Source organism: Gordonia sp. 11cp (assembly GCF_057767225.1).
In genome coordinates this window covers 3,435,225-3,457,887 of record NZ_CM173437.1, presented here as the reverse complement: position 1 = coordinate 3,457,887, position 22,663 = coordinate 3,435,225, and the positions used below count along the sequence as shown (strand labels likewise).

Below are 22,663 nucleotides of genomic sequence, written 5' to 3'. Positions count from 1 at the left end.
ATTCGGCTGCCGATATGACGTATTCGGTGTCAGACCCTTGTCGGTGAGGTCTCGGCCGTCGACTTCTCGACGGGGTGCCCGATCTCGGGTGCCTCCTCGGACAATCCGATCCGATCGTGCAGGCGCCTCAGGGGCCCCGGAGCCCACCAGTTGGCCCGCCCCGCCAGCCGCATGAACGCGGGGACGAGGAACATCCGGATGAGCGTCGCGTCCATCAGGACCGCCAGCGTGAGTCCGACCCCGAACATCCGCATGAACGAGACCTCCGACGCCGCGATGGCGGCGAAGACGATGCTCATCAGCAATGCCGCCGCGGTGATGACCCGACCGGTTCGGGCCAGGCCCATCGCCACGGCATGGTCGCTGGCCGCTCGCGTCCGGTCCGATCGCAACCACTCCTCACGAATCCGTCCCAGCAGGAACACCTCGTAGTCCATCGACAGGCCGAATGCGACGCAGAACAGCAGCACCGGCATCGTCGCGTTGAGGGTGCCCGTGGCGGTGGTCCCCAAACCACCGAGATGCCCCTCCTGGAAGAACCAGACCATCGCCCCGAAGGTCGCCGACAGCGACAGGACGTTGAGGACCAGCGCCTTCAGGGGCAGCACGACGCTGCCGGTGAACAGGAACAGCAGGACGAACGTCGCGATCGCGATCAGGCCGAGTACCCACGGCAGGTGCGCATAGATCGACCCGACGGTGTCGTCGGTGGTGGCGGCGAGTCCGGTGAACAGCGTCTCCGTTCCCTCCGGGGGCGCCACCGCGCGCAGTTGACCGAGCTGGCCGATACCGCCGTCGCTCATCGGGTCGCGGTCGGTGGAGACGTTCAGCACGTGCACGTCACCCCGGCTGTCGTCCGGACTGCCGGGGGCGACCGGCGCCCCTCGGACGAACGTGCCGGCCGACGAGCCCGCCGAGTTGACGTCCTCGACCTCCGAGAGGGCGCGGGTGTAGGCCGCCAGGGTCTGATCGTCCACGGGTCCCCGCACGACGACGGTGACCGCGGCGGACAGATCGTCCTCGTAGTTCTCGCGGATCTCCTGCTGGATGGCGTGCGAGCTCGCCGATTCGGGTAGCACCCGGTCGTCGGGGAATCCCATCTTGATCGACAGGAACGGAGCGCCGAGCACCAGCAGGAAGACCGTGACCACCGCGGCGACCGGCAGGGCGTGGCGGAGCACCCACTGCACGAGCCGGTACCACCAGGTCTCCTCGGGCTCGACGGGACGCGACGGCGGCAGCCGCAGCACACGCCGGAGCGGCTTGCGTGCATCGAACGCGTCGATGCGGTCGCCGAGGAGCATGAGCACGGCCGGGGTCAGGACGAGCGCCGACACCGCCGCCACGACCACGACGCCGAGACCCGCGAATGCGAACGATCGCAAAAAGTACTGCGGGAACAGCACGAGCGCGCTCAACGAGAGGGCAACGGTCACCGCGGAGAACGCGACGGTCCGCCCGGCGGTGGCCAGGGTCCGGACGATCGCGTCGGGCCGGCTCAGCCCGTGCTCGACCTCTTCCCTGTAGCGCGTCAACAGCAGCAGCGTGTAGTCGATCGCGAGCGCGAGACCCAGTGCGGTGGTGAGGTTCAGCGCGAACACGGAGACGTCGGTGAGCGATCCGATCACGCGGAGAAGCGCGAAGGTGAGGATGATCGAGACGATGCCGATGCCGACGGGGACGGCCGCAGCGAGCAATCCGCCGAAGATGAAGATCAGCACGACGAACGTGATCGGGATCGCGATCGCCTCGGCGATGAGCAGGTCCGACGAGGTCTGGTCGTTGACCTGCGCGAAGACGAGTCCCTGGCCGCCGACCTGCACGGTGATCCCGTCACGGACACCGGCGAAGGCCGCTTCGATCTCCTCGGCGTGAGCCGGCGCCGAGTCCTCGCCCCCGTCGAGCGAGGCGATGACCAAAGTCGACGTCCGGTCGCGACTGACCAGCGCGGAGTCGAGCGCCGGATTGGCCCACACCGACAGGATCTGGTCCTGCACATACTCATTGCGGTTCAGATCGGCGATGATCTCGTCGCCGACGGCCCTGGCCGTCGGGTCGCGTGAGATGTCGACGCCGGCGGGCCCGTCGAGCTTGAGGACGACCTGGATCCCGCCTCGGTTGAAGGTCTCGTCGAGTACCTCCTGGGCTCGTGCCGACCCCGAGTTCGGGTCGCTGTAGCCGCCGGCCAGCAGGTGTTGGGCCGCGGTGGCGCCGTACGCGCCACACACGACAAGCAGGATGAGCGCACCCACGAGCACTCGTTTGGGCATGGATATGACCAGCCGTGTCAATCTGACCAGCATGCGGACCCCTCGTCGCGTCGGTCGACTTTACGGCGTTAAGTTATCAGCAGTAATTTAGGCGGTCAAGGACGTCTCCGCCGGTTGGGGCATTCCGAGTCCGCGCCGAACGGTGCGCAGTTCGCGTTCGATCACCGTCGATTCCGAACCGAGCAGTCCGGTCGTCCGCGCGATCTCACGCAGCCGGACGGCGGGGCGCGCGACGTCGACGAGATGGTGCAGTGGTGTACGGCGCAGACCCATCCGCCGGGCGACCGGTCGCTCGACCCACCTGGTGCTGATGGCCGAGAACGAGGACATGAGCAGAGGCCTCGTGAGCGCATCCACCGCGGAGACCAGCAGCCCGGGCACCGGTATCGGGGCGGCACCGTGGACGACGCGCGGAAGGTCGTAGCCCTCGCGCAGGAGCGCCTTGATCAGGATCTTCGACGAGTCGTCGGGCCGTAGCTCGAATTCGCCTGCCACCCGGAACAATTCGCTCGCCGAGTCGTAACTCGCCGGCAGCAGGTCGTCGTCGACGCCGATGACCCAGCCGATCCAGCGCCACAGGTGGGTGATCGCCTCGTGTTCGGCACTGCTGTAGTGGATACCGAAATCCCGTGCGACGACGAGCGGCAGGGCGAGGAAGCCGCACGAGATGGTCATCACCGAATACGTCTGGTTGATCGGCGCACCCCACTCCGCTTCGTCCCAGCCCGCGTCGTCGCGCGCCGACGACTCGCCGCCGGGCGGGTGACGCAGGATGTCTCGGATGTACGCGTGCAGAAGCCGAATACGAAGTGTGGCTACCCAACCGGGACGTCCGGGCAGCATCGACCCGGGGGTCGTGGCCTCGGCGACCCAGCGCGCCGTCGACTCGACCCGATCACGTGTCCCCGACCCCAGCCGGCCGGTGGCGACGAGTGGACGAACGAAACCCTGGGCCTTGAACCCGTAGATCAGCGACTGATACAGCGTCGACGACTGCAGGGTCCCGAAGCGCCACCACGCACGGGCGCCGGCCTCCGCCCAGGCGGAGTCGAACCACGGCGGTGGGGTGCTCGCAGCCTGCAACAGGCGCTGCATCGAGGCGGGCATCTCGAGATGGTCGGGATCGGACGCCGCATCGGCGGCGTGCTCTTCCAGCAGCGCGACGAGGGTGGAGAACGAGATCCCCCGCTCCCGGGCCTCGACGATCACCGCGTCGGCGAGCGGATCACCCTGCATCAGGCCGGCCTCGAGACGCTCGACGATCTCGGGATGCCGTTCTCGGACGGCCTCCCAATTACGTGCCCCGGTCACTGCTGCCGCGTCCATGCCCCATGATCACCCCGGCGTCGGGGCCGGTCAAGGATGTCTGACTCCCAGACCGCTGCGTCGACCCACGAGCACCCCGTTGCCGCGGCGGCTGGCTATGCTCACCGTGGACCCGTCGAACCCCGGCGGAAGCCTCGCCCCCATAGCCCAATTGGCAGAGGCAGCCGACTTAAAATCGGCACAGTGTCGGTTCGAGTCCGACTGGGGGCACCGGCAGGGGCGGTTTCGGCCCCGTCGATCCCGCACCACCCGGCAACAGGTCGTGCGGGCAGAGGCCTTGCCGTGCCGGGGCCGTCGTGCCGGCGGGTCAGCTCGCTGGTCGCCACGCAGCCCTGGCACGGAGTTGCGGATGGCTCATGGAACCTGTCAGAACACCGGTTGCGGCCGATCCCAGCGGCACCACGCAGCGCCAGGGCGCGCGATGCCCTTCACCGGTTTCACGGCCGGGCATGCGGCGCGTACAGCTCGTCGACTCGGGGATGATCGGCCACGCTGACGCATCTCAAAGGATCACCCTTGTGCACCGGAATCCGAGACGGGTGTGACTGGAGTTCACCACTGTCAACGAACGGCGCACAGTCGACGGAATACGCTGCACAGTCAACGATTTCACCCCTGGCTCGTGCCGCCCGCCACCATCGACTCACACCGCCGCCCACTGCCCGCCTACCACCGACGCACCATGCGACTCGACGACGCCGCCTGACAGGCACCCGAGTCCTTCTCGGGACCACGACCGTTCTTTGACAACTCCATAGTGCAAGCACGCCGGGATCCGTTCCCGCCCGACGATTCCGGGTTCCGTGACGAGCCGATCAATCACCGGCCACAAGCCGACTGCGGCTCGGCCGGTCGAGCAGGAGGTCCGCCACGAGGGCGGTCCAGCCGGTCTGGTGGGTGGCGCCGAGACCTGCCCCGTTGTCGCCGTGGAAGTACTCGTTGAAGGTCAGGTTGTCGCGCCACGCCGGGTCGGTGTGGAACTTCTCGGTGCCGCCGTTGACCGGTCGACGCCCCTCCGCGTCCGGCAACCAGATCGCGATGATCCGGTCGGCGAGGTCGTCGGCGATCTCCCGGAGCGTGCGCATCGAGCCCGACCCGGACGGATACTCGACAGTGAAGTCGTCACCGTAGAACCGCGCGTACTGCAGCAGCGACCTGATCGCGAGGTAGTTGATCGGCAACCAGACCGGCCCGCGCCAGTTGGAGTTGCCGCCGTACATCGCCGTCCGCGATTCGGCCGGCGCGTACTCGATTGTGGCACCCGGGACGCCGTCGACGACATACGGACTCGTGAAAGCCTTGGACAGCGAACGCAACCCGTGCGGTGACAGCATCGAGTTCTCATCGAACATGATCGCCAGCACGCGGCGGAGCTGCTGCTCGTCGAGCACCGACAACAGCAGGGACCGCCTGCCTGTCGAGGAGTCGGTGCGTACGCGCCAGGAGGCGCCGGAGCGATACAGGATCTCCCGCAGCCGATCGCCGAACCGCTTCCGGAAGCGATCGGCCCGTTCGGTGTTGCGTTCGGGGAAGGACACCGCGACCATCGCCGGGATCACGCCGATGAGCGTCTCCACCCGGATCATCGTGGTGTTGCCGGCGTCACCGGTCAGGCGGTCGTAGAAGAAGCCGTCCTCGGTGTCGTAGAGCCCGGATTCGTCGAGCGCGGCGACGATCCGGGCGAAGTGCTCCGCGAACTTCGCGACCATGTCCTCGTACACGGGATCGTGGTCGGCGAGCACGACCGCCATGCCCAGCATCGCCGCGGAATAGAAGGCCATCCAGCCGGTGCCGTCGGCCTGCTCGAGCCGGAACCCGGGCGGCAGGTGCGAGCGGTCGACGGGGCTGATGTTGTCGAGCCCGAGGAACCCGCCACCGAAGATGTTGTTGCCCTCCGCATCCTGACGGTTGAGCCACCACGTGAAGTTGACGAGGAGCTTCTGGAACACGGCCTCGAGGAAGGCAACGTCCCGCGCGCCGTCGATGACGAACACCCGGAGGGCGGCCAGTGCGTGCACGGGTGGGTTGACGTCGTCGAAGCTCCACTCGTACGCCGGCATCGCGCCGTTCGGGTGCAGGAACCACTCGCGCAACAACACTCTCAGTTGATATTTGGCGAATCCGGGGTCCAGGTGCGCCCACGGGATCGAGTGGAAGGCGAGGTCCCAGGCGGCGAACCACGGATACTCCCAGGTGTCGGGCATCGCGAGCACGTCGAAAGAGTCGAGGTGACCCCAGGCGCCGTTGCGTCCGGACCGACGCGCCGCGGGCGGAGCCGGCTGCCCGGGATCGCCGTCGAGCCAACGGTTCACGTGGTACGGGTAGATCTGCTTGCTCCAGATCAGACCGGCACTCGCCTGGCGGAGGACCCGCATGCGTTCGGCATCGATGTCCGCGGGCGCGAGGGCGCGGTAGAACTCGTCGGCCTCCGCGTGCCGACGGGCGAAGAGGTCGTCGAACGCCGCCTGCGAGCTGTCGGTAGTGTCGCGATCCCGGTCCGACGCCTGCACCTGGTGCAGCCGTACCCGGATCTCGGCCGAGCCACCGGCCGGCACGGTCAACCGATAACGCCACGCCGACTTGGTCCCTCGTTGTCCGGGGTCGACCGTGGTGGCGCCCGCGACGACGTGGTCGTTGATCCCGTCCTTGGGGTACCCGGTGATCGGGTCGACGCCGAAGAGCCGCGCCGTGTTGGTCTCGTTCTCGCAGAACAGTGCCTCCGGTGCCACCCCGTCGCACGCCGCGGCGTCGAGGCGGTACTCCCCGAGTCGTGGGTGGACGGCGGAGATCGTGCCGCCGGCCAGTCGTATCTCCGGCACGACGGCGTCCTCGGACCAACTCCAGGTGTTGCGGAACCACAACGTCGGCAGCACGTCGATCGTCGCCTCCTCGGGTCCGCGGTTGGTCACCGCGATACGGGCGTAGAGGTCGGTCGGCGCGGCTTTCGCATACGTCACATCGACGACCCAGTACCGATCGTCGTCGAACACGCCCGTGTCGAGCAGTTCGTACTCGAAGTCCTCACGTCCGCGGCGTGCGTTCTCCTCGGTCAGCAGCGCGTACGGGAAGGCACGCTGCGGATAGTGATAACGCCACTGCAGCAGAGCCGAACTCGGCACACCGTCGACGTACCACCAGTAGTCCTTCGCGTCCTCACCGTGGTTGCCCTCCGGGCCGGACAGACCGAACATGCGTTCCTTGAGGATGGGGTCGTTGCCGTTCCACAGGGCGAGTGACAGACAGAGGTCGTGCCCGAGGTCGGACACCCCGGCCATCCCGTCCTCGTTCCAGCGATAGGCGCGCGAACGAGCGTGGTCGTGCGGGAAGTAGTCCCAGGCGTTCCCGTCGGCGCTGTAGTCCTCGCGGACCGTGCCCCAGGCCCGCTCGGCGAGGTACGGTCCCCACTCGTACCAGGGATTATGTTCCGGCGCAGCACTGTCCGGATTGTCGTCGAGGCGCTGATGTTCGGCCGTCCGGTGCTGATCGGTGCTGCTCATCAGATCTCCTCAAGGGGTTCGACGCGGAACAGATGCCACTGCCACGGACTGAGTTCGACGTACAACCCACCACCGAGGTCGTCTCCGGACCGGTCGTAGTGGATGCCGTTGACGGGGTCGACGAGCCGGAACATCCGACCGGCGACGTCGGGCCAGCGCACACGGACGTGGCCCGACGCGCACCCTGCGCCGAGGTTCACGACGAGCAGCCAGCGCCGCGGACCGTCCCAGCACCACGCCACCAGTTGCTCGTGGGTGGTGTTGCCGTCCCAGCCGGCGATCTCACACGGTTCACGAGTACCGGCGCGAAAGGTGTCGTCGCGCAACGTGTTCAGCAATGCGTAGTGAAACCCGAACAGGTCGGGGTCGACGGGTTCGGCGGGGCGCCGGCCCAGGAAGACCGGCAACCGCGTCGTGCGACCCTCCATCTGCCCCTCGTGCACGAGGCGCGCCCCGGCCTGCGTGAGGGAGGTGACGAGTGCCGCCTTCTCCGGTTCGCGCCCGAAGACCGCGGCGGCACGGGGCTCGTCGTGATTCTCGACGAACCGCAACAGAGAGCCCTGCCGCGCGGGGTCGGAGCGCAGGTGATCGCGCACCGCCGCGGCGTCGCCGTCGACGAGACGGTCGTAGAGAACCTTGTCGTAGCAGAAGTCGAAACCCTGGTCGATCAGGGCGTTCTCGAGGCCCCAGTAGGCTTCGGCGATCAGGGTGAAGTCCGGGTGGGTCCGGTGCACCGCGGGCAGAACCGTCGTCCAGTAGTCCTCGCCTGGCGGGTCGCCGACACGTAGACCCCAGGTCCGGGCGAAGGTCTCGTTCATCACCAGCATCGCCACGTCGCACCGCACCCCGTCGCATTGTCCGGCGATCTCCCGCAGGGTGTCGACCACGAGCCCCCGCAGCGCGGGCGCGAAAGCGTTGAGCTGGACCACATCCGGCCAAGCCGGGAAGTACGGGTCCCGGCCGTTCGCCAGGATGTGCCCGCCGGCCTCGACGAACGCGCCGGGATCTGCCTGCAGATCCGCCTCCGACCCGGAGACGAACACGTCGGGGTGACTTGCCACCCACCGATGGTCGGGTGCGACGTGATTGGGAACGAAGTCCAGGATGAGCCGCATCCCCCGCTCAGCGAGCGCCGATCGCGCTGCCGCCAGCCCCTCGCGACCACCGATCGCGGGGTCGACGCGATAGTCGCGGATGCAGTACGGCGACCCGACGACATCGGCCGGCTCGACATCGGGCAGGGCATCGCGGAACTCGTTCCGGAGGTCGTCGTTCGCGAGCGCGATGGCGATGCCCGCGGGACTCCGCTCCCAGACACCCATGAGCCACACCGCGTCGAAACCGAGGTCGGCGATGGCGTCCCAGTGCTCGCCGGGTACCGAACCGAGGTCGACCGGCCGGTCGGCCCGCGCGCTCAGTTCGTGCAGGCACGGCCACGTGTTGATCTCGTAGATGAACGGATACGGGACGGTCGCCCGCCACCGATCCCCTGACGCACTGCCGTCGACCACGTTGCCTCCCGTGCGCCGAGAAGGACTCGGCCGCTCGGGACAATGTTCCGCGAAGACAGTCGCACGCGAGACCCGTTCACCGAGAATTCACTCGACGGGCGGCACGCTCCCCGTTGCCAGGTTGCGTGCGCTGGTCGACCGATGCAGAGCCGCGACGTCGGCGTCGACGACCGGGACGAAGCGTGCGGCCATGTCGTTCATGACCCGGTCAGCGAGCGCCGAGGAGAACGCCGGTTTGAGCCAGCGCATCGCGCTGACCCAGGACCGCGGTACGTCGACGTGACGTTGCCGCCGCTCGAGTCCGCGCACGAACGCGGCTGCGCAGTCCTCGACGGGCAGGCGGCGGGACAACTTCCCGGGAAGACGGGCGACCAGATCGTCGAACACGGAAATGTCATCACCGGCATCGCGCACGAGCGGGGTGTCGATCCAGGACATGTGGGCCGAACCGACGTCGACGCCGCGGAAGCCGACCTCGGCGCGCAGCGCGTTCGCGAAGTGTTCGACGGCTGCCTTGCTCGTGCTGTACGACGCCATGCCACTCGTCGGCACATACGCGGCCATCGACGAGACGATCAGGACGTACCCCCGCCGTTCGACCACCGACGGCAGCGCAGCGCGCACCGTGTGGAACACGCCGGTGACATTGACGTCGACGACCCGCCGGAACGCGATCGGGTCGACCGCGAGAATTGACCCGTAACTGGCGATTCCGGCGTTCGCGACGATCGCGTCGAGACCGCCGAACCGCGCGGTCCCCGCCTCGACGGCGGCCGCCATGTCCTCGAGGACGGTGACGTCACCGACCGTCGCCACCGCGTTGTCCGCACCGAGCTCCGCGGCCACCTCGTGGAGTGCGGCCCGGTCGATGTCGGTGAGCACCACCTTGGTGCCGCCGGCGACCAGTGCCTCGGCGGTGGCGCGGCCTATCCCGCGGCCGGCCCCGGTGATGAAGACGACCTTGCCTGCCACGGATTCGTCATGTCGTCGGAACATGGTCGGCCCCTCACACGCTTCCCGGCCCGCGGATACCCTCGACCACCAGGTCCAGAAGGCGCTGCGACTCGACGCAATTCTTGCCCATTGCGATCATGTTGGCCAGCGTGAACAGTTCGTCGAGGGTGAGATCGGCGCGGACCCCGCCGGACCGCTGGGCGGCGCCGAGGATGTCCGCGCCGGCCACGCGGATATCGGCGCAGCTGGTGTAGAGCGGACTCTCCGGATCGCCTGCCGCCGCGATGATGATCTCGGGCAGACCCTGATACGCCCCGACATGGCGGGCGAGAGCTCGAACCCAGTCGACGAGCCGTTCCCCCGGTTCCTCTCCGCCTGCGGTCTGCGCCGACTCCACGAGGGCAGCGGTGTCCTGTCGCATCGCGGCGGCGACCAGCGCCTCGCGGGACGGGAAATGGCGGTACAGGGTGCCGGCCCCGACACCGGCCCGTTTGGCGATGTCATCGAGCGAGGTGTCGATCCCCGACTCACGGAAGGCTTCCGCCGCCGTGGCGACGATCTTCTCGTAGTTGCGTCGAGCGTCTGCTCGCATCGTTCTCGCTGGCGCGGATGCGCTGGTCATGACGCCTCCCGGAAAAAAGTCCTGTAACCGGAGAGAATCTCCGATTCTATAAGCGGAGATAGTCTCCAGGTGGAGAGTCTCTCCTCTTCGACCTTACCCGCCCGGGAGGCCCCGATGTCCCAGATCTCCGATCGTGCAGCCGCGACATCGACGTCGAAGTCCGACGCCGGCGAATCAACCATCGACCGCCGCACCTGGATCGGACTCGTCGTCGTGGTCGCGAGCCAGCTGATGGTGATCCTCGACGGCACGATCGTCACCGTCGCACTTCCCCGCATCCGCGACGACCTGGGCTTCAGTGAGGTGTCCCAGTCGTGGGTGATGAACGCCTACGTGCTGGCGGTCGGCGGACTATTGCTGCTCGGCGGGCGTCTGGGCGACCTGATCGGACGCCGCCGCGCGCTGCTCTACGGCATCGCACTGTTCACCGCGGCGTCGCTCCTGGGCGGACTGGCGACCAGCGCGTGGATGCTTCTCACAGCCCGCGTCCTGCAGGGCGTGGGCGCCGCGCTGGCCGCACCCACCGCACTGGGGTTGATCGTCGCGAACTTCCCTCCCGGACCCGACCGCGCAAGAGCGATCAGCTGGTTCTCGCTGGGTGCCGCGTCGGGCGGATCCATCGGCCTGCTCCTCGGTGGCGTGCTCACCGAGCAGCTGTCGTGGCACTGGGTGATGCTGGTCAACGTGCCGATCGGGGTAGCGATCCTCTTCGCCGCACCGTTCACCGTCGACGAGACACCCCGGCAGCCAGGTCACCTCGGCCTCTGGGACACCCTCCTGTCCGCAGTCGGCGTCGCTGCGGTGGTCTTCGGCTTCATCCACGCCTCGGAGGTCTCCTGGGTCGACCCGGTGACCATCGGATCCCTTGCCGTCGGCGCGTCGACTCTCGCGGCTTTCGCTGTCCGGCAGCGTCATACAAGTCATCCTCTGCTACCGCCCCGACTGGTGAACTCGGCGCGCAAGGCCGCGCCCTTCGTGGTGCTGCTCCTGTTGCCCGGGGCGATGATGGGCATGTTCACCTTCATGACCCTGCACCTGCAGGACGTGATGGGCTACAGCGTCGTCGCGTCCGGGTTCGCATTCCTGCCGTTCATGGTCCTCAACATCGGACTGACGGTCACCGGGATCACCGCCCGCCTCGTCGCCCGCCTCGGTGCGGCACCGGTGTTGATGGCGGGACTGTCGCTGGCGATCGTCGGTCTGCTGTGGCTGTCGTTCGTCGGTCCGGAATCCACCTTCGCCACCGCGATCCTGGCGCCGTCGATGATCATGGGCGCGGGAATCGGTCTGTCCGTGGTTCCCGCCAACGTCCTGATCGTCGACAACTCGCCCGCGGCCGACGCCGGCGTCGCCTCGGGCCTCATGCAGGCGCTGCTCCAGGTCGGCGGCGCACTGGGACTGGCCACCTTGATGACCGTGTTCGGCCCGCTACAACGCAGCGATCCGTCCGGCACCGCCACCGGCACAACGATTCTGGTCGGTTCCTCGTTCGCCGTCGTCGCACTGCTCGTGCTCGTCGTCGCCTATCGACCGCGCCGCGCCGGGAACGCGTGATCCGAACCGACGACATTCGGTCGCGACGTCCGTCGCGGTGACGTCACGTCCGACCCGATCCGCGTGCACCTCCGAATCCCTCTGGTGATGTACTCGACGGCATGTCCACTCGGGTTGTCCTGCTCGCCGACTCCTCGGTCGCTCTTCTCACCCTCGGTATCTCCGTGTACTCGATCGCAATCCTCGTGTGTCTGGGCATCGCGATCAACGCCGCCCGATTCGGACGTCGACGCGTCGCCGTCGCGATGGCGTGGGTCGTCGGCGTGCTGACCGTGGCGGGTGTCATCGTGGCCATCCTGAGCAGTACCGCCGGGAGCTAACCCTCCGGACGCAACTCCGCGCGCTGTCGGTCGATGAACTGCGCGGCAAGCCGATTCGTGAGGCCCGGCGCCAATCTGTGGATGCGCCAGGTGATCCGGGATCGGCGGGGCACGACGAGCAGCGGCTGGTTGCGCCCGAGGGCGGCGATCGTGTCCTGCGCCAGCCGATCGGCGTCGTAGGCCTGTGACGAGCCCTGGCTCGCGAGATAGTAAGAGCGACCGACGAATCCGCCGACCGATCCTTTGTCGAGGATCGGCGTCTCCACCGCCGAGGGACACACCGCCATCACGCCCACTCCGTGACCCGCGGCCTCGGTGCGCAAGGCGAGCGACAACCCGACGACCGCATGCTTGGTCATCACGTAGCTGGTGATCAGTCCGGCGGCGACGAGGCCACCCATCGAGGCCGTGTTGACGATGTGCCCGGACCGCTGCTCGATCATCACCGGATACGCCGCCGCGACCCCGTGCACGACACCCCGGATGTTGACGTCGATGATCGCGTTCCACTGGTCCGGCGACAGCATCTCGGTCGGGCCGCCCCACGTGATCCCCGCATTGTTGAACATCAGATCCAGCCGCCCCGACTCCGCGACGACGTCGTCGACCACCCGCTGGACCGCTGCGCCGTCCGTCACGTCGAGACGCACCGCCCGGATCCTGCCCGGCGCGCCAGACAGCGACGACGCCACCCGTTCCGCCGACGGGAGGTCGATGTCCGCGCAGGTCACGAGCGCTCCCTCGGCGGCCAGCGCACGGGTGAGCGCGGCCCCGATCCCGGACCCACCACCGGTCACGATCGCGACCTTGCCCGCGGGGTCCGGTCGACCTCGCGTCTTCCGGCGTCCGAGCACGTCAACCCCCGTCGTTGCGGTCCGGTCCCGTGGCGCGCCGGCGACGACGGTCGGCGAGAGCGGGCTCAGACGATCATGACCGATCCCCACTCGACCTCGGACGGCTTTGCCCGGACCGGGTCTTGACATCCTCACAGGCCCCTCTTAATGTTGCTGCCATCACAAATTGAAACGTTTTAATTCCCCGGGTTGATCCTCACTCGACGGTCTGCGTTTCCCCACACGTCGTCTCGTCAGGAGCAGCCATGTCCGACCCCCAGCGCGTCTGCTTCGTGCTCCATCTCCGTCCCGAGCGCGTCGAGGACTACCTCGAAGCCCACACGGAGGTCTGGCCGGAGATGCTCGACGCCCTGCGAGAGACCGGCTGGCGCAACTACTCCCTGTTCCTCCGCAAGGACGACGGCATGGTCGTCGGCTACCTCGAAACCGACGACTTCGCGACGACCAGCGCCGCCATGGAGGCGACCGACGTCAACACCCGCTGGCAGGCACACATGTCCGAGTACTTCCTCCCACCGGCCGGACCCGATGCCGACGGCGCGAACCCGGACACGATCCGCACCGAACTCGTCGAGTACTTCCACCTCGACTGACCTCTCCCGCACGACACCGATCCGACACAGGCACGACACGTACTGACGGGCGCACCGACATCAGCGAACCCCGGTTTGACCTCTCCGATCCCGACCCTCTGTACTGATCTCCGACGCAAGGAATCACCATGAAAGTAGGAGCGCGCTCCACCACCGGCTGGCGGGCGACCATCTCGGTCGCCATGTCGAATTACATCGAGGCCGGCTCGATCATCGCGATCGCCACCAGTCTCACGTTCTGGCAGGACGAGTTCGGCATCAGCAACTTCGCCGTCGGCCTGCTGGCCGCTCTGAGCGCCAACGCCTTCGGTGCCGCCGTCGGTGCCGCGATCGGCGGCCCGCTGTGTGACCGCTACGGCCGCAAGGCGATCTACACCTACGACCTGCTGGTCTACATGGTCGGCGTGTTGCTCGCGGCCTTCGCGTTCAACTTCACCATGCTGCTGGCCGCCTTCATCATCACCGGTCTCGCGGTCGGCGCCGGCGTACCCGCCTCCTGGACCTACATCGCCGAAGAGGCCCCGTCGGTCGAACGCGCCAAGCACGTCGGTACCGCGCAGCTCGCCTGGTCGGTCGGACCCCTGATCGGTTTCGCGCTCGCGGCCGCGCTCGCCCCGCTGGGCCTCCTCGGTTCGCGGATCATCTTCCTGCACCTGTTCGTCGTCGCGGCGGTCGTCTGGTGGATTCGCCAGGGGCTCGCGGAGTCGAAGATCTGGTCCGACGAGGCGGTCAACGAGACGCGTGAACTCACCGCATCCGTCGGCGCGCGTGGCATCAAGGGCCTGTTCTCCAAGAAGGTGAACATCACCGCCCTGCTCCTGCTCGGTGGGATCTACCTCTTCTGGAATACCGTCGCCGGGCAGGCCGGCATCTTCATGCCGCGCGTCTACGAGACCGCGGGACTGGAGAGCGCCGTCCAGCAGAACCTGCTGCAGGTCCTGGTGTGGGGTTGCACCGTGCTCGCGACCTACTTCGGGTTCATGCGGTACGCCGATCGCGTCTCCCAGCGTGCGCTGTACATCTTCGGCGCCGCTCTCGGCATCGTCGGCTGGATCGTGCTGGTCGCCTTCACCGACGGCGGCCTCACGACGATGCTCGCCTTCGCGATCCTCTGGGGCATCTCCTCGGGCATCGGCGCGCAGGCGTTCTACAGCCTGTGGGCGAGCGAGATGTTCGCCACCCCGTACCGGGCCAGCGCCCAGGGCGTCATGTTCTTCGCCGTCCGCACCGCAACCGGTCTGTTGAGCTACTTCTTCCCCACCATGCTGGCGGCCACCGGACTCACCACGGTCGGCATCCTGCTGGTGGCGCTGCTCACCGTCGCACTGATCATCGGGGCCATCGCGGCACCGGACACCCAGGGCAAGACGTTGCAGGAGATCGAGGTCGAGCGCTACGGAGCTCCGCTGTCACCCGAGCTCATCGAGACGCCGTCACCCTCCAGCCGTCCGGCCCCTGGCACCAACCCGACCGCGGAGTCCGAGCACAAGGCCCCGGCCTGACACGTCCTCCCGATCGCGCGCCGCGTGATTGAAACGTTCCACCAGCACGACGTTCCACCCAGACCTCCCCGCCGCCGGTAGTTCCCCGACGCCGGCGGCGGGGAACCCCAACGGAAAGAACCCTCATGACCACCTTTGACGAGACGATCCTCGACAACCTCGAGATCGAGCTCCCCTCCTGGGCGTTCGGCAACTCCGGCACCCGGTTCAAGGTGTTCGGCACCCCGGGCACCCCCCGTTCCATCCATGAGAAGATCGCCGACGCCGCCAAGGTCAACGACCTGACAGGCCTGGCACCGACAGTCGCCCTGCACATCCCGTGGGACACCGTCGACGACTACCGCGCGCTCGCCGCGTACGCGAAGGATCTCGGCGTCGGCCTCGGGACGATCAACTCCAACACCTTCCAGGACGACGACTACAAGTTCGGCAGCCTCACCCACACCGACAAGACGGTGCGGCAGAAGGCCATCGACCACCATCTCGCCTGCATCGAGGTGATGGACGCGACCGGCTCACGCGATCTCAAGATCTGGCTCGCCGACGGCACCAACTACCCCGGGCAGGGCGACATCCGCGGCCGCCAGGACCGCCTCGCCGAATCGCTCGCAGCCATCTATCAGCACATCGGTGACGACCAGCGACTCGTGTTGGAGTACAAGTTCTTCGAGCCCGCGACCTATGTCACCGACGTCCCCGACTGGGGCACCTCGTACGCGCACGTGAGCGCCCTGGGCGAGCGCGCGATGGTCTGCCTCGACACCGGCCACCACGCGCCGGGCACCAACATCGAGTTCATCGTCGCGCAGTTGCTGCGCCTCGGGAAGCTGGGATCGTTCGACTTCAATTCCCGCTTCTACGCCGACGACGACCTCATCGTCGGCGCGGCGGATCCGTTCCAGCTGTTCCGCATCCTGTTCGAGGTGATCCGCGGCGGCGGTCTCGACACCGGCTCACCGGTCGCGCTGATGCTCGACCAGTGCCACAACGTCGAGGAGAAGATCCCCGGTCAGATCCGCTCGGTGCTCAACGTCGAGGAGATGACCGCTCGTGCACTCCTCGTCGACACCGACGCCCTGACCGAGGCGCAGGCCGCCGGAGATGTGTTGGGCGCGAACGCCATCGTGATGGACGCCTTCTACACCGACGTCCGTCCGATGCTCGCCGACCGCCGCGTCCGCCGTGGTCTGCCCGCGGACCCGATGGCCGCCTATGCCGCTTCCGGCCACCACGACCGCATCGTCGCCGAGCGTGTCGGCGGTACCCAGTCGTCCTGGGGCGCCTGAGCCCTCCACCGCCCCAGTCACCCCTGAACTCCCGAGGAGATCACCCGCAATGACCAATCCCGCAGTCGCCGCACTCATCGCGCGGTCCAACCGACTCGGCTCCGATCCGAAGAACACCAACTACGCCGGCGGCAACACCTCCGCCAAGGGCACCGACACCGATCCCGTCACCGGCGAGGACGTCGAGCTGTTGTGGGTCAAGGGCTCCGGCGGCGACCTCGGCACGCTGACCGAGCAGGGGCTCGCGGTCCTGCGCCTCGATCGCATGCGCGCCCTCGTCGACGTCTATCCCGGCCTCGACCGCGAGGACGAGATGGTCGCCGCCTTCGACTACTGCCTGCACGGCAAGGGCGGGGCCGCCCCGTCCATCGACACCGCGATGCACGGACTGGTCGACGCCGCACACGTCGATCACCTGCACCCCGACTCCGGCATCGCCATCGCCACCGCTGCCGACGGAGAGGCGCTGACGAACAAGATCTTCGGCGACCGCGTCGTGTGGGTGCCGTGGCGGCGTCCGGGTTTCCAGCTCGGCCTGGACATCTCGGCGATCAAGCGGGACAACCCGCAGGCGATCGGCTGCATCCTCGGCGGCCACGGAATCACCGCGTGGGGAGACACCTCCGATGAGGCACAGGCCCACTCGCTGGAGATCATCCACACCGCCGAGGAGTACATCGCCGCCAACGGCCGACCGCAGCCCTTCGGCGCCCCGCTCGACGGGTACGACGCTCTTCCCGCCGACGAACGCCGCGCCAAGGCGGCGGCCCTCGCGCCGTTCATCCGTGGGCTCGCCTCGGTGGACAGGCCTCAGGTCGGCCACTTCACCGACGCCGAACCGGTCCTCGAATTCCTGGCGGCGGAGCAGCATCCGCGCCTGGCCGCACTCGGCACGAGTTGCCCGGACCACTTCCTGCGCACCAAGGTCAAGCCCCTCGTCCTCGACCTCCCGGCGTCGGCGACGGTCGACGAGTGCAAGGAACGACTGACCGCTCTGCACGAGGCCTACCGCGAGGACTACCGGGCGTACTACGAGCGCCACGCCACCGCGGACAGCCCCGCGATGCGCGGCGCCGACCCGGCCATCGTGCTCGTCCCCGGCGTCGGCATGTTCAGCTTCGGCAAGGACAAGCAGACCGCACGCGTCGCCGGCGAGTTCTACCTGAACGCCATCAACGTGATGCGCGGCGCCGAGGCCATCTCGACCTACGCACCGATCGACGAGTCGGAGAAGTTCCGGATCGAGTACTGGCTGCTCGAAGAGGCCAAGCTCGCGCGGATGCCCAAGCCGAAGCCGCTGGCGACCCGCATCGCCCTGGTGACCGGTGCGGCCTCGGGAATCGGCAAGGCCATTGCCGCGCGTCTGGCCGCCGAAGGTGCGTGCGTGGTGATCGCCGACCTCGACGCCCAGAAGGCAAGCGCCGCCGCCGAGGAGATCGGTTCGAGCGATGTCGCGATCGGTGTGGCCGCCGACGTCACCGACGAGGCGGCGGTGCAGGCGGCGATCGACGCGACCGTGCTCGCCTTCGGCGGCATCGACCTCGTGGTGAACAACGCCGGTCTGTCGCTGTCGAAGTCGTTGCTGGACACCACCGCCGCCGACTGGGACCTGCAGCACAACGTGATGGCCCGCGGCTCGTTCCTGGTGAGCAAGGCGGCCGCCCGCGCCCTCATCGACCAGAAACTGGGCGGCGACATCCTCTACATCTCGTCGAAGAACTCGGTCTTCGCCGGACCCAACAACATCGCCTACTCGGCAACGAAAGCCGACCAGGCACATCAAGTCCGCCTGCTGGCCGCCGAACTCGGCGAGCACGGCGTCAAGGTCAACGGCATCAATCCCGATGGCGTGGTGCGCGGTTCGGGGATCTTCGCCGGCGGATGGGGTGCGCAGCGCGCCGCCGTCTACGGCGTCGAGGAGAAGGATCTGGGCAAGTTCTACGCGCAGCGCACCCTGCTCAAGCGCGAGGTGCTGCCGGAGAACATCGCCAACGCCGCCTTCGCACTCTGCACGTCCGACTTCTCCCACACCACGGGTCTGCACGTGCCGGTGGACGCGGGCGTCGCCGCCGCCTTCCTCCGATGAGTCGCTCCACCCGGTCGGCCCAGGTCGCCGCGATCGACCTGGGTGCGACCAGCGGCCGGGTCATGCTCGCCGACGTCTCCCGCGGACGTCTCGAGCTCGAGCAGGTCGCGCGGTTCGCCAACGATCCCGTTCACATCTGGAACGGTCGCCGGTCGGCACTCCACTGGGACCTCCCGGGACTGTTCCGGGCCGCGTCCGCCGGCCTGGCCGAGGCGGGCAGGCAGTCCGACGACCTGGTCGGGATCGGGGTGGATTCCTGGGCGGTGGACTACGCCCTGCTCCGCGAGGGCCGGATGCTCGGGTTGCCCCACCACTACCGGGACGTGCGCAGTGCAGCCGGGGTCGACGCCGTGCACGCGGAGCTCGGCCCGGCGGACCTGTACGTGCGCAACGGCTTACAGCACCTGCCGTTCACCACCCTGTACCAGCTGGCCGCCGAGAAGACAGACGGACTGCTCGACCAGGCCGACACCGCGCTGCTCATCCCGGACCTCGTCACCTACTGGCTGACGGGTCGGCGCGGCACCGAGCGGACCAACGCGTCCACCACCGGACTGCTCGGCATCAACGGACGCTGGGACACCCCCATGATGCAGCGGCTCGGGCTGCCGGTCGGGTTGTTCCCCGACATCGTCGAGACCGGCACCGACCAGGGCCCGCTGCTCGTCGACGTCGCGGAACGACTCGGATTGTCGGCGTCGACCCGCGTCACCGCCGTCGCCTCCCACGACACCGCCTCGGCCGTCGCCGCCATCCCCATGGACCCGACGAGCTCGGCATACATCTCCTGCGGCACCTGGGGTCTGGTCGGCGTCGAACTCGACGAGCCGGTGGTCTCCCGCGACGGGTGGAAGGCCAACTTCACCAACGAGGTGGGTGCCGACGGCCGGATTCGCTACCTGCACAACGTGATGGGCCTCTGGCTGCTCAGCGAGACCGTGCGTCAGTACCAGCGCGAGGGTTACCGCGCCGACCTCGGCGAACTGCTGGCCCAGGCGGCCGAGGCCCCGCCCACCGTCGAGATCTTCGACACCGACGATGCGCGGTTCCTGCCGCCCGGGGACATGCCCGGACGCATCCGCGCCTGGTACGACGAGCGCGGCATGCGCCCCCCGATGACGCGCCCGGAGATGGTTCGCGCCATCGTCGACAGCCTGGCGTCGGCGTTCGCCGACGGCGTCACCCGGGCGGCCCGACTGTCCGGGACGAGGGTGGAGACCGTGCACCTCGTCGGCGGCGGCTCGCAGAACCGGCTGTTGTGCCAGCTCACCGCCGACCGTCTCGGCCTGCCGGTGCTGGCCGGGCCGGTGGAGGCGACCGCGCTCGGCAACGTGCTGATCACCGCACGCGCACACGGACTGATCGATGGCGACCTGGAGGCGATGAGGTCTATCGTCGCCGACAGGTTCCCGCCGCAACACTATGCACCCCGATACTCCCGCGGCACACGATCCCGCACCGCGGTCGGGACAGGAAAGGCATGACGATGCAACGCACATCCCCCATGAAGCGTCGAGTTCCCAAGCCGCGCGACCTCGCACCGCTGATGCAGTTCAAGAAGCCGCAGTTCGACGCCAAGAAGCGACGTCTCGATTCCGCGCTCACGATCGAGGACCTGCGGGCGATCGCCAAGCGTCGCACCCCCAAGGCCGCGTTCGACTACACCGACGGTTCGGCCGAGGCCGAGCTGTCGATCGAACGTGCGCGACAGGCGTTCTCCGACATCGAGTTCCACCCGGCGATCCTTCGCGACGTCGCGAAGGTCGACACCTCGTGCACAATCCTCGGCGGCCGTTCAGAACTGCCGTTCGGCATCGCCCCGACCGGGTTCACCCGGATGATGCAGACCGAGGGCGAGTACGCCGGTGCACGCGCCGCCGCACGCGCCGGGATCCCCTTCTCGCTGTCGACGATGGGCACGGCGTCGATCGAAGACGTCCGGGACGCGAACCCGCACGGGCGCAACTGGTTCCAGCTGTACATGTGGAAGGACCGGGAGCGCTCGATGGCGCTGGTCGACCGGGCCGCAAAGGCCGGATACGACACACTCCTGGTGACCGTCGACGTCCCGGTCGCCGGTGCCCGCCTCCGCGACAAGCGCAACGGCATGTCCATCCCACCGGCGCTGACCGCCAAGACCGTCCTCAACGCCATCCCCCGGCCGCAGTGGTGGATCGACTTCCTGACCACCGAACCCTTGGCGTTCGCCTCACTCGACCGCTGGTCGGGCACGGTGGCCGAACTCCTGGACACCATGTTCGACCCCACGGTGACGTTCGACGATCTGGCGTGGATCAAGTCGCAGTGGCCGGGCAAGCTCGTGGTCAAGGGCATCCAGACCGTCGACGATGCCAAGGCGGTGACCGGACTCGGCGCCGACGGCATCGTGTTGTCGAATCACGGTGGGCGCCAGCTCGATCGCGCGCCGATACCGTTCCATCTCCTCCCCGAGGTGGCCCGCGAGGTCGGCGCGGACACCGAGGTCATGCTGGACACCGGCATCATGAGCGGTGCCGACATCGTCGCGTCGGTCGCGCTCGGCGCCCGGTTCACCCTCGTCGGGCGCGCCTACCTGTACGGCCTGATGGCCGGTGGCGAGGCCGGGGTCGACCGGATGATCGAGATCCTCGGCGAGCAGATCGCCCGCACGATGCGTCTTCTCGGCGTCGCCTCGGTGGACGAACTGACGCCTGCGCACGTGACCCAACTGGAGCGGCTGGTGCCCCGGGTACGTTCCTGACGCCCGGGTCGTCGCGTGGGGCCCGGTCCGGCGGATCGGGCCCCACACCAGCCGGTCAGACGGATCGGGCGCCGACGTCCGCGGATGCGTCCCGGCGGTGCGCGAAGTGGTCCGCCAGACCGACCGCCAGCGCGATGAGCACGAGGACTGCTGCGGTCGCCAGGCCGATCTGGAACGCCCGCGCCCAGTCACCACCGCTGTTCGCGACCTGGGCGAAGAACACCGCACCGACGAGCGCGATGCCCGCGGCGGCGCCGATGCGCTGCCCGGTCTGCAGGACGCCCCCGGCGATACCGGCCTTGGTGACCGGCACCTGATCGAGGCTCAGTGTCAGGTTGGGCGAGATCACGAGCCCGGACCCGACGCCGGCGACCAGCAGTGGCAGTGCGGCCGCGTAACCGACGTCGTGACCGGGCACGAGCTGGACGGCGATGATCGTCGCGATCATCCCCAGGACGACCAGTCCCAGTCCCAGCAGGACCAGCTTCCGGCCGACCCGCGTGACGATGTTCCCGCCGACGCTCGCCGACACCGCCGACCCGAGCGCGAAGGGCGTCACCGCCAGTCCGGCCTGCAGGGCCGAGTAACCCAGCCCCTGCTGGACGAACAGCGTGTAGATGAAGAAGACGGTGGTGAAACCCGCGAAGTAGACCATGGCGATGATGCACCCGAGCGAGTACGACCGCATCGAGAAGAGCGAGAGGTCGACGAGTTGCTGATGTCCGACGCGCCCCTGGCGCCGTTCCCACAACACGAAGGCAGCCAGCAACACCGCGGCGACGATCAGCAGCAGCCACTTCTGCCCGCCGGGCCACTCCTGTTCCTGGACCATCGGCAGCATCAGCGCGAACACGCCGGTACCCAGCAGCAGCACTCCGACCGGATCGAAACTCCCCCGCAACGGCTGTTTGAGTTCGTCGGGCCGGGCCGGTATGAGACGGACGGCGCCGACGAAGGCGGCGATGCCGATCGGCACGTTGACGAAGAAGATCCAGCGCCAGCCGTCGACGGACCCGCCCAGCTGGATGAGGACGCCGCCCAGCAGCGGTCCCACGGCGGTCGAGATGCCGATGGTCGCGGCGAACATGCCGAACGCCCGGCCCCGCTCCGCGCCGCGGAACAGCAGCTGGATCAGTCCGGAGACCTGCGGTGCCAGAATGCCGCCAGCGACACCCTGGATCAGGCGGGACACGACGAGTTGCGTCGGCCCCTGGGCGATGCCGCACGCCGCGGAGGAGAGCACGAACAGGGTCAACCCCACGAGGAAGGTCACCTTGCGGCCCCGGGCATCACCGACCCGGCCCGCAGGCACCAGGACGAGGCCGAAGGCCAGGGCGTACCCGGAGACCACCCACGAGAGATCGGCGGAGTCGGCTCCGAGACCGGATTCGATGGAGGGCAGCGCGACATTGACGATCGAGACGTCGAGAAGCGTCATGAATCCCACGACCAGGCAGACCGCGAGTGCCTTCCACCGTCGTGGGTCTGGCTGGTAGTCCGCGGAGAACGGGCTGGCCGGAGTCGACATCGAGCCGCCTTTCATACAGG

Annotated in this window: 16 protein-coding genes, 1 tRNA gene and 1 pseudogene; 10 read left to right on the top strand and 8 right to left on the bottom strand. The window is 68.2% G+C overall.

The genetic code is table 11. The annotated features are described in order from the left end of the window. Window positions 1–29: 29 nt before the first annotated feature. Window positions 30–2,303 (bottom strand): MMPL family transporter, encoded by a 2,274-nt coding sequence (locus tag AC3B6C_RS15460; RefSeq protein ID WP_488373378.1) that lies wholly within the window; start codon window positions 2,301–2,303, stop codon window positions 30–32. Between the two features lie 54 nt (window positions 2,304–2,357). Further along, window positions 2,358–3,596, bottom strand: coding sequence for an oxygenase MpaB family protein (locus AC3B6C_RS15455; protein WP_488373377.1), 1,239 nt, complete (start codon window positions 3,594–3,596; stop codon window positions 2,358–2,360). Between the two features lie 136 nt (window positions 3,597–3,732). Between AC3B6C_RS15455 and AC3B6C_RS15450 the strand changes: the two genes are divergently transcribed. After that, window positions 3,733–3,806, top strand: a tRNA-Leu gene (locus AC3B6C_RS15450). Between the two features lie 400 nt (window positions 3,807–4,206). Beyond that, window positions 4,207–4,302, top strand: a pseudogene (locus AC3B6C_RS15445) (HNH endonuclease); the annotation flags it as partial. Window positions 4,303–4,411: 109 nt separating this feature from the next. On the opposite strand, the gene AC3B6C_RS15440 reads toward AC3B6C_RS15445, so the two are convergent. The 4 genes from AC3B6C_RS15440 to AC3B6C_RS15425 form a co-directional block, all read right to left on the bottom strand. Then, a complete protein-coding gene (locus tag AC3B6C_RS15440; protein WP_488373376.1) occupies window positions 4,412–7,093 on the bottom strand; it encodes an MGH1-like glycoside hydrolase domain-containing protein in 2,682 nt (893 codons plus the stop codon). Beyond that, window positions 7,093–8,604 carry an alpha-amylase family glycosyl hydrolase gene (locus tag AC3B6C_RS15435; RefSeq protein WP_488373375.1) on the bottom strand — a complete coding sequence of 504 codons (1,512 nt, stop codon included), beginning with the start codon at window positions 8,602–8,604 and terminating at the stop codon, window positions 7,093–7,095. Before AC3B6C_RS15435 ends, AC3B6C_RS15440 begins: the two co-directional genes overlap by 1 nt. An 87-nt stretch (window positions 8,605–8,691) precedes the next feature. Then, the gene (locus AC3B6C_RS15430; protein ID WP_488373374.1) at window positions 8,692–9,600 is read right to left on the bottom strand and encodes an SDR family oxidoreductase; all 909 of its coding nucleotides are present in this window, start codon (window positions 9,598–9,600) and stop codon (window positions 8,692–8,694) included. 10 nt (window positions 9,601–9,610) lie between these two features. After that, window positions 9,611–10,180, bottom strand: coding sequence for a TetR/AcrR family transcriptional regulator (locus tag AC3B6C_RS15425; RefSeq protein ID WP_488373373.1), 570 nt, complete (start codon window positions 10,178–10,180; stop codon window positions 9,611–9,613). A 114-nt stretch (window positions 10,181–10,294) separates the two neighbouring features. Here AC3B6C_RS15425 and AC3B6C_RS15420 point away from each other — a divergent pair, with 114 nt between their 5' ends. Beyond that, window positions 10,295–11,734, top strand: coding sequence for an MFS transporter (locus AC3B6C_RS15420; protein WP_488373372.1), 1,440 nt, complete (start codon window positions 10,295–10,297; stop codon window positions 11,732–11,734). 101 nt (window positions 11,735–11,835) lie between these two features. Next, complete coding sequence (locus AC3B6C_RS15415) at window positions 11,836–12,054, top strand: hypothetical protein (protein ID WP_010841782.1); 219 nt, start codon at window positions 11,836–11,838, stop codon at window positions 12,052–12,054. On the opposite strand, the gene AC3B6C_RS15410 is transcribed toward AC3B6C_RS15415, so the two are convergent. After that, window positions 12,051–12,908 carry an SDR family NAD(P)-dependent oxidoreductase gene (locus tag AC3B6C_RS15410; RefSeq protein ID WP_488373371.1) on the bottom strand — a complete coding sequence of 286 codons (858 nt, stop codon included), beginning with the start codon at window positions 12,906–12,908 and terminating at the stop codon, window positions 12,051–12,053. The genes AC3B6C_RS15415 and AC3B6C_RS15410 overlap by 4 nt on opposite strands. A 245-nt stretch (window positions 12,909–13,153) precedes the next feature. Here AC3B6C_RS15410 and AC3B6C_RS15405 point away from each other — a divergent pair, with 245 nt between their 5' ends. The 6 genes from AC3B6C_RS15405 to AC3B6C_RS15380 all read left to right on the top strand — a co-directional run bounded on the left by AC3B6C_RS15405 (window position 13,154) and on the right by AC3B6C_RS15380 (window position 21,115). Further along, window positions 13,154–13,501: an L-rhamnose mutarotase gene (locus AC3B6C_RS15405; protein WP_010841780.1), complete on the top strand. Its 348-nt coding sequence runs from the start codon at window positions 13,154–13,156 to the stop codon at window positions 13,499–13,501. A gap of 128 nt (window positions 13,502–13,629) precedes the next feature. Further along, window positions 13,630–15,003: an MFS transporter gene (locus tag AC3B6C_RS15400; RefSeq protein ID WP_488373370.1), complete on the top strand. Its 1,374-nt coding sequence runs from the start codon at window positions 13,630–13,632 to the stop codon at window positions 15,001–15,003. 125 nt (window positions 15,004–15,128) lie between these two features. Beyond that, window positions 15,129–16,289 carry an L-rhamnose isomerase gene (rhaI, locus tag AC3B6C_RS15395; RefSeq protein ID WP_488373369.1) on the top strand — a complete coding sequence of 387 codons (1,161 nt, stop codon included), beginning with the start codon at window positions 15,129–15,131 and terminating at the stop codon, window positions 16,287–16,289. A gap of 49 nt (window positions 16,290–16,338) precedes the next feature. Further along, entirely contained in the window at window positions 16,339–18,375 is a 2,037-nt protein-coding gene (locus AC3B6C_RS15390) for a bifunctional aldolase/short-chain dehydrogenase (RefSeq protein WP_488373368.1), read from the top strand. Continuing rightward, window positions 18,372–19,859, top strand: a complete 1,488-nt coding sequence (locus AC3B6C_RS15385; protein ID WP_488373366.1) for a rhamnulokinase — start codon at window positions 18,372–18,374, stop codon at window positions 19,857–19,859. The genes AC3B6C_RS15390 and AC3B6C_RS15385 overlap by 4 nt, the downstream gene beginning before the upstream one ends. Window positions 19,860–19,879: 20 nt before the next feature. Then, a complete protein-coding gene (locus AC3B6C_RS15380; RefSeq protein WP_488376275.1) occupies window positions 19,880–21,115 on the top strand; it encodes an alpha-hydroxy acid oxidase in 1,236 nt (411 codons plus the stop codon). A 55-nt stretch (window positions 21,116–21,170) separates the two neighbouring features. Here the strand turns inward: AC3B6C_RS15380 and AC3B6C_RS15375 are convergent, their stop codons facing one another. Further along, window positions 21,171–22,643, bottom strand: a complete 1,473-nt coding sequence (locus tag AC3B6C_RS15375) for an MFS transporter (RefSeq protein ID WP_488373365.1) — start codon at window positions 22,641–22,643, stop codon at window positions 21,171–21,173. Between the last annotated feature and the right edge of the window lie 20 nt (window positions 22,644–22,663).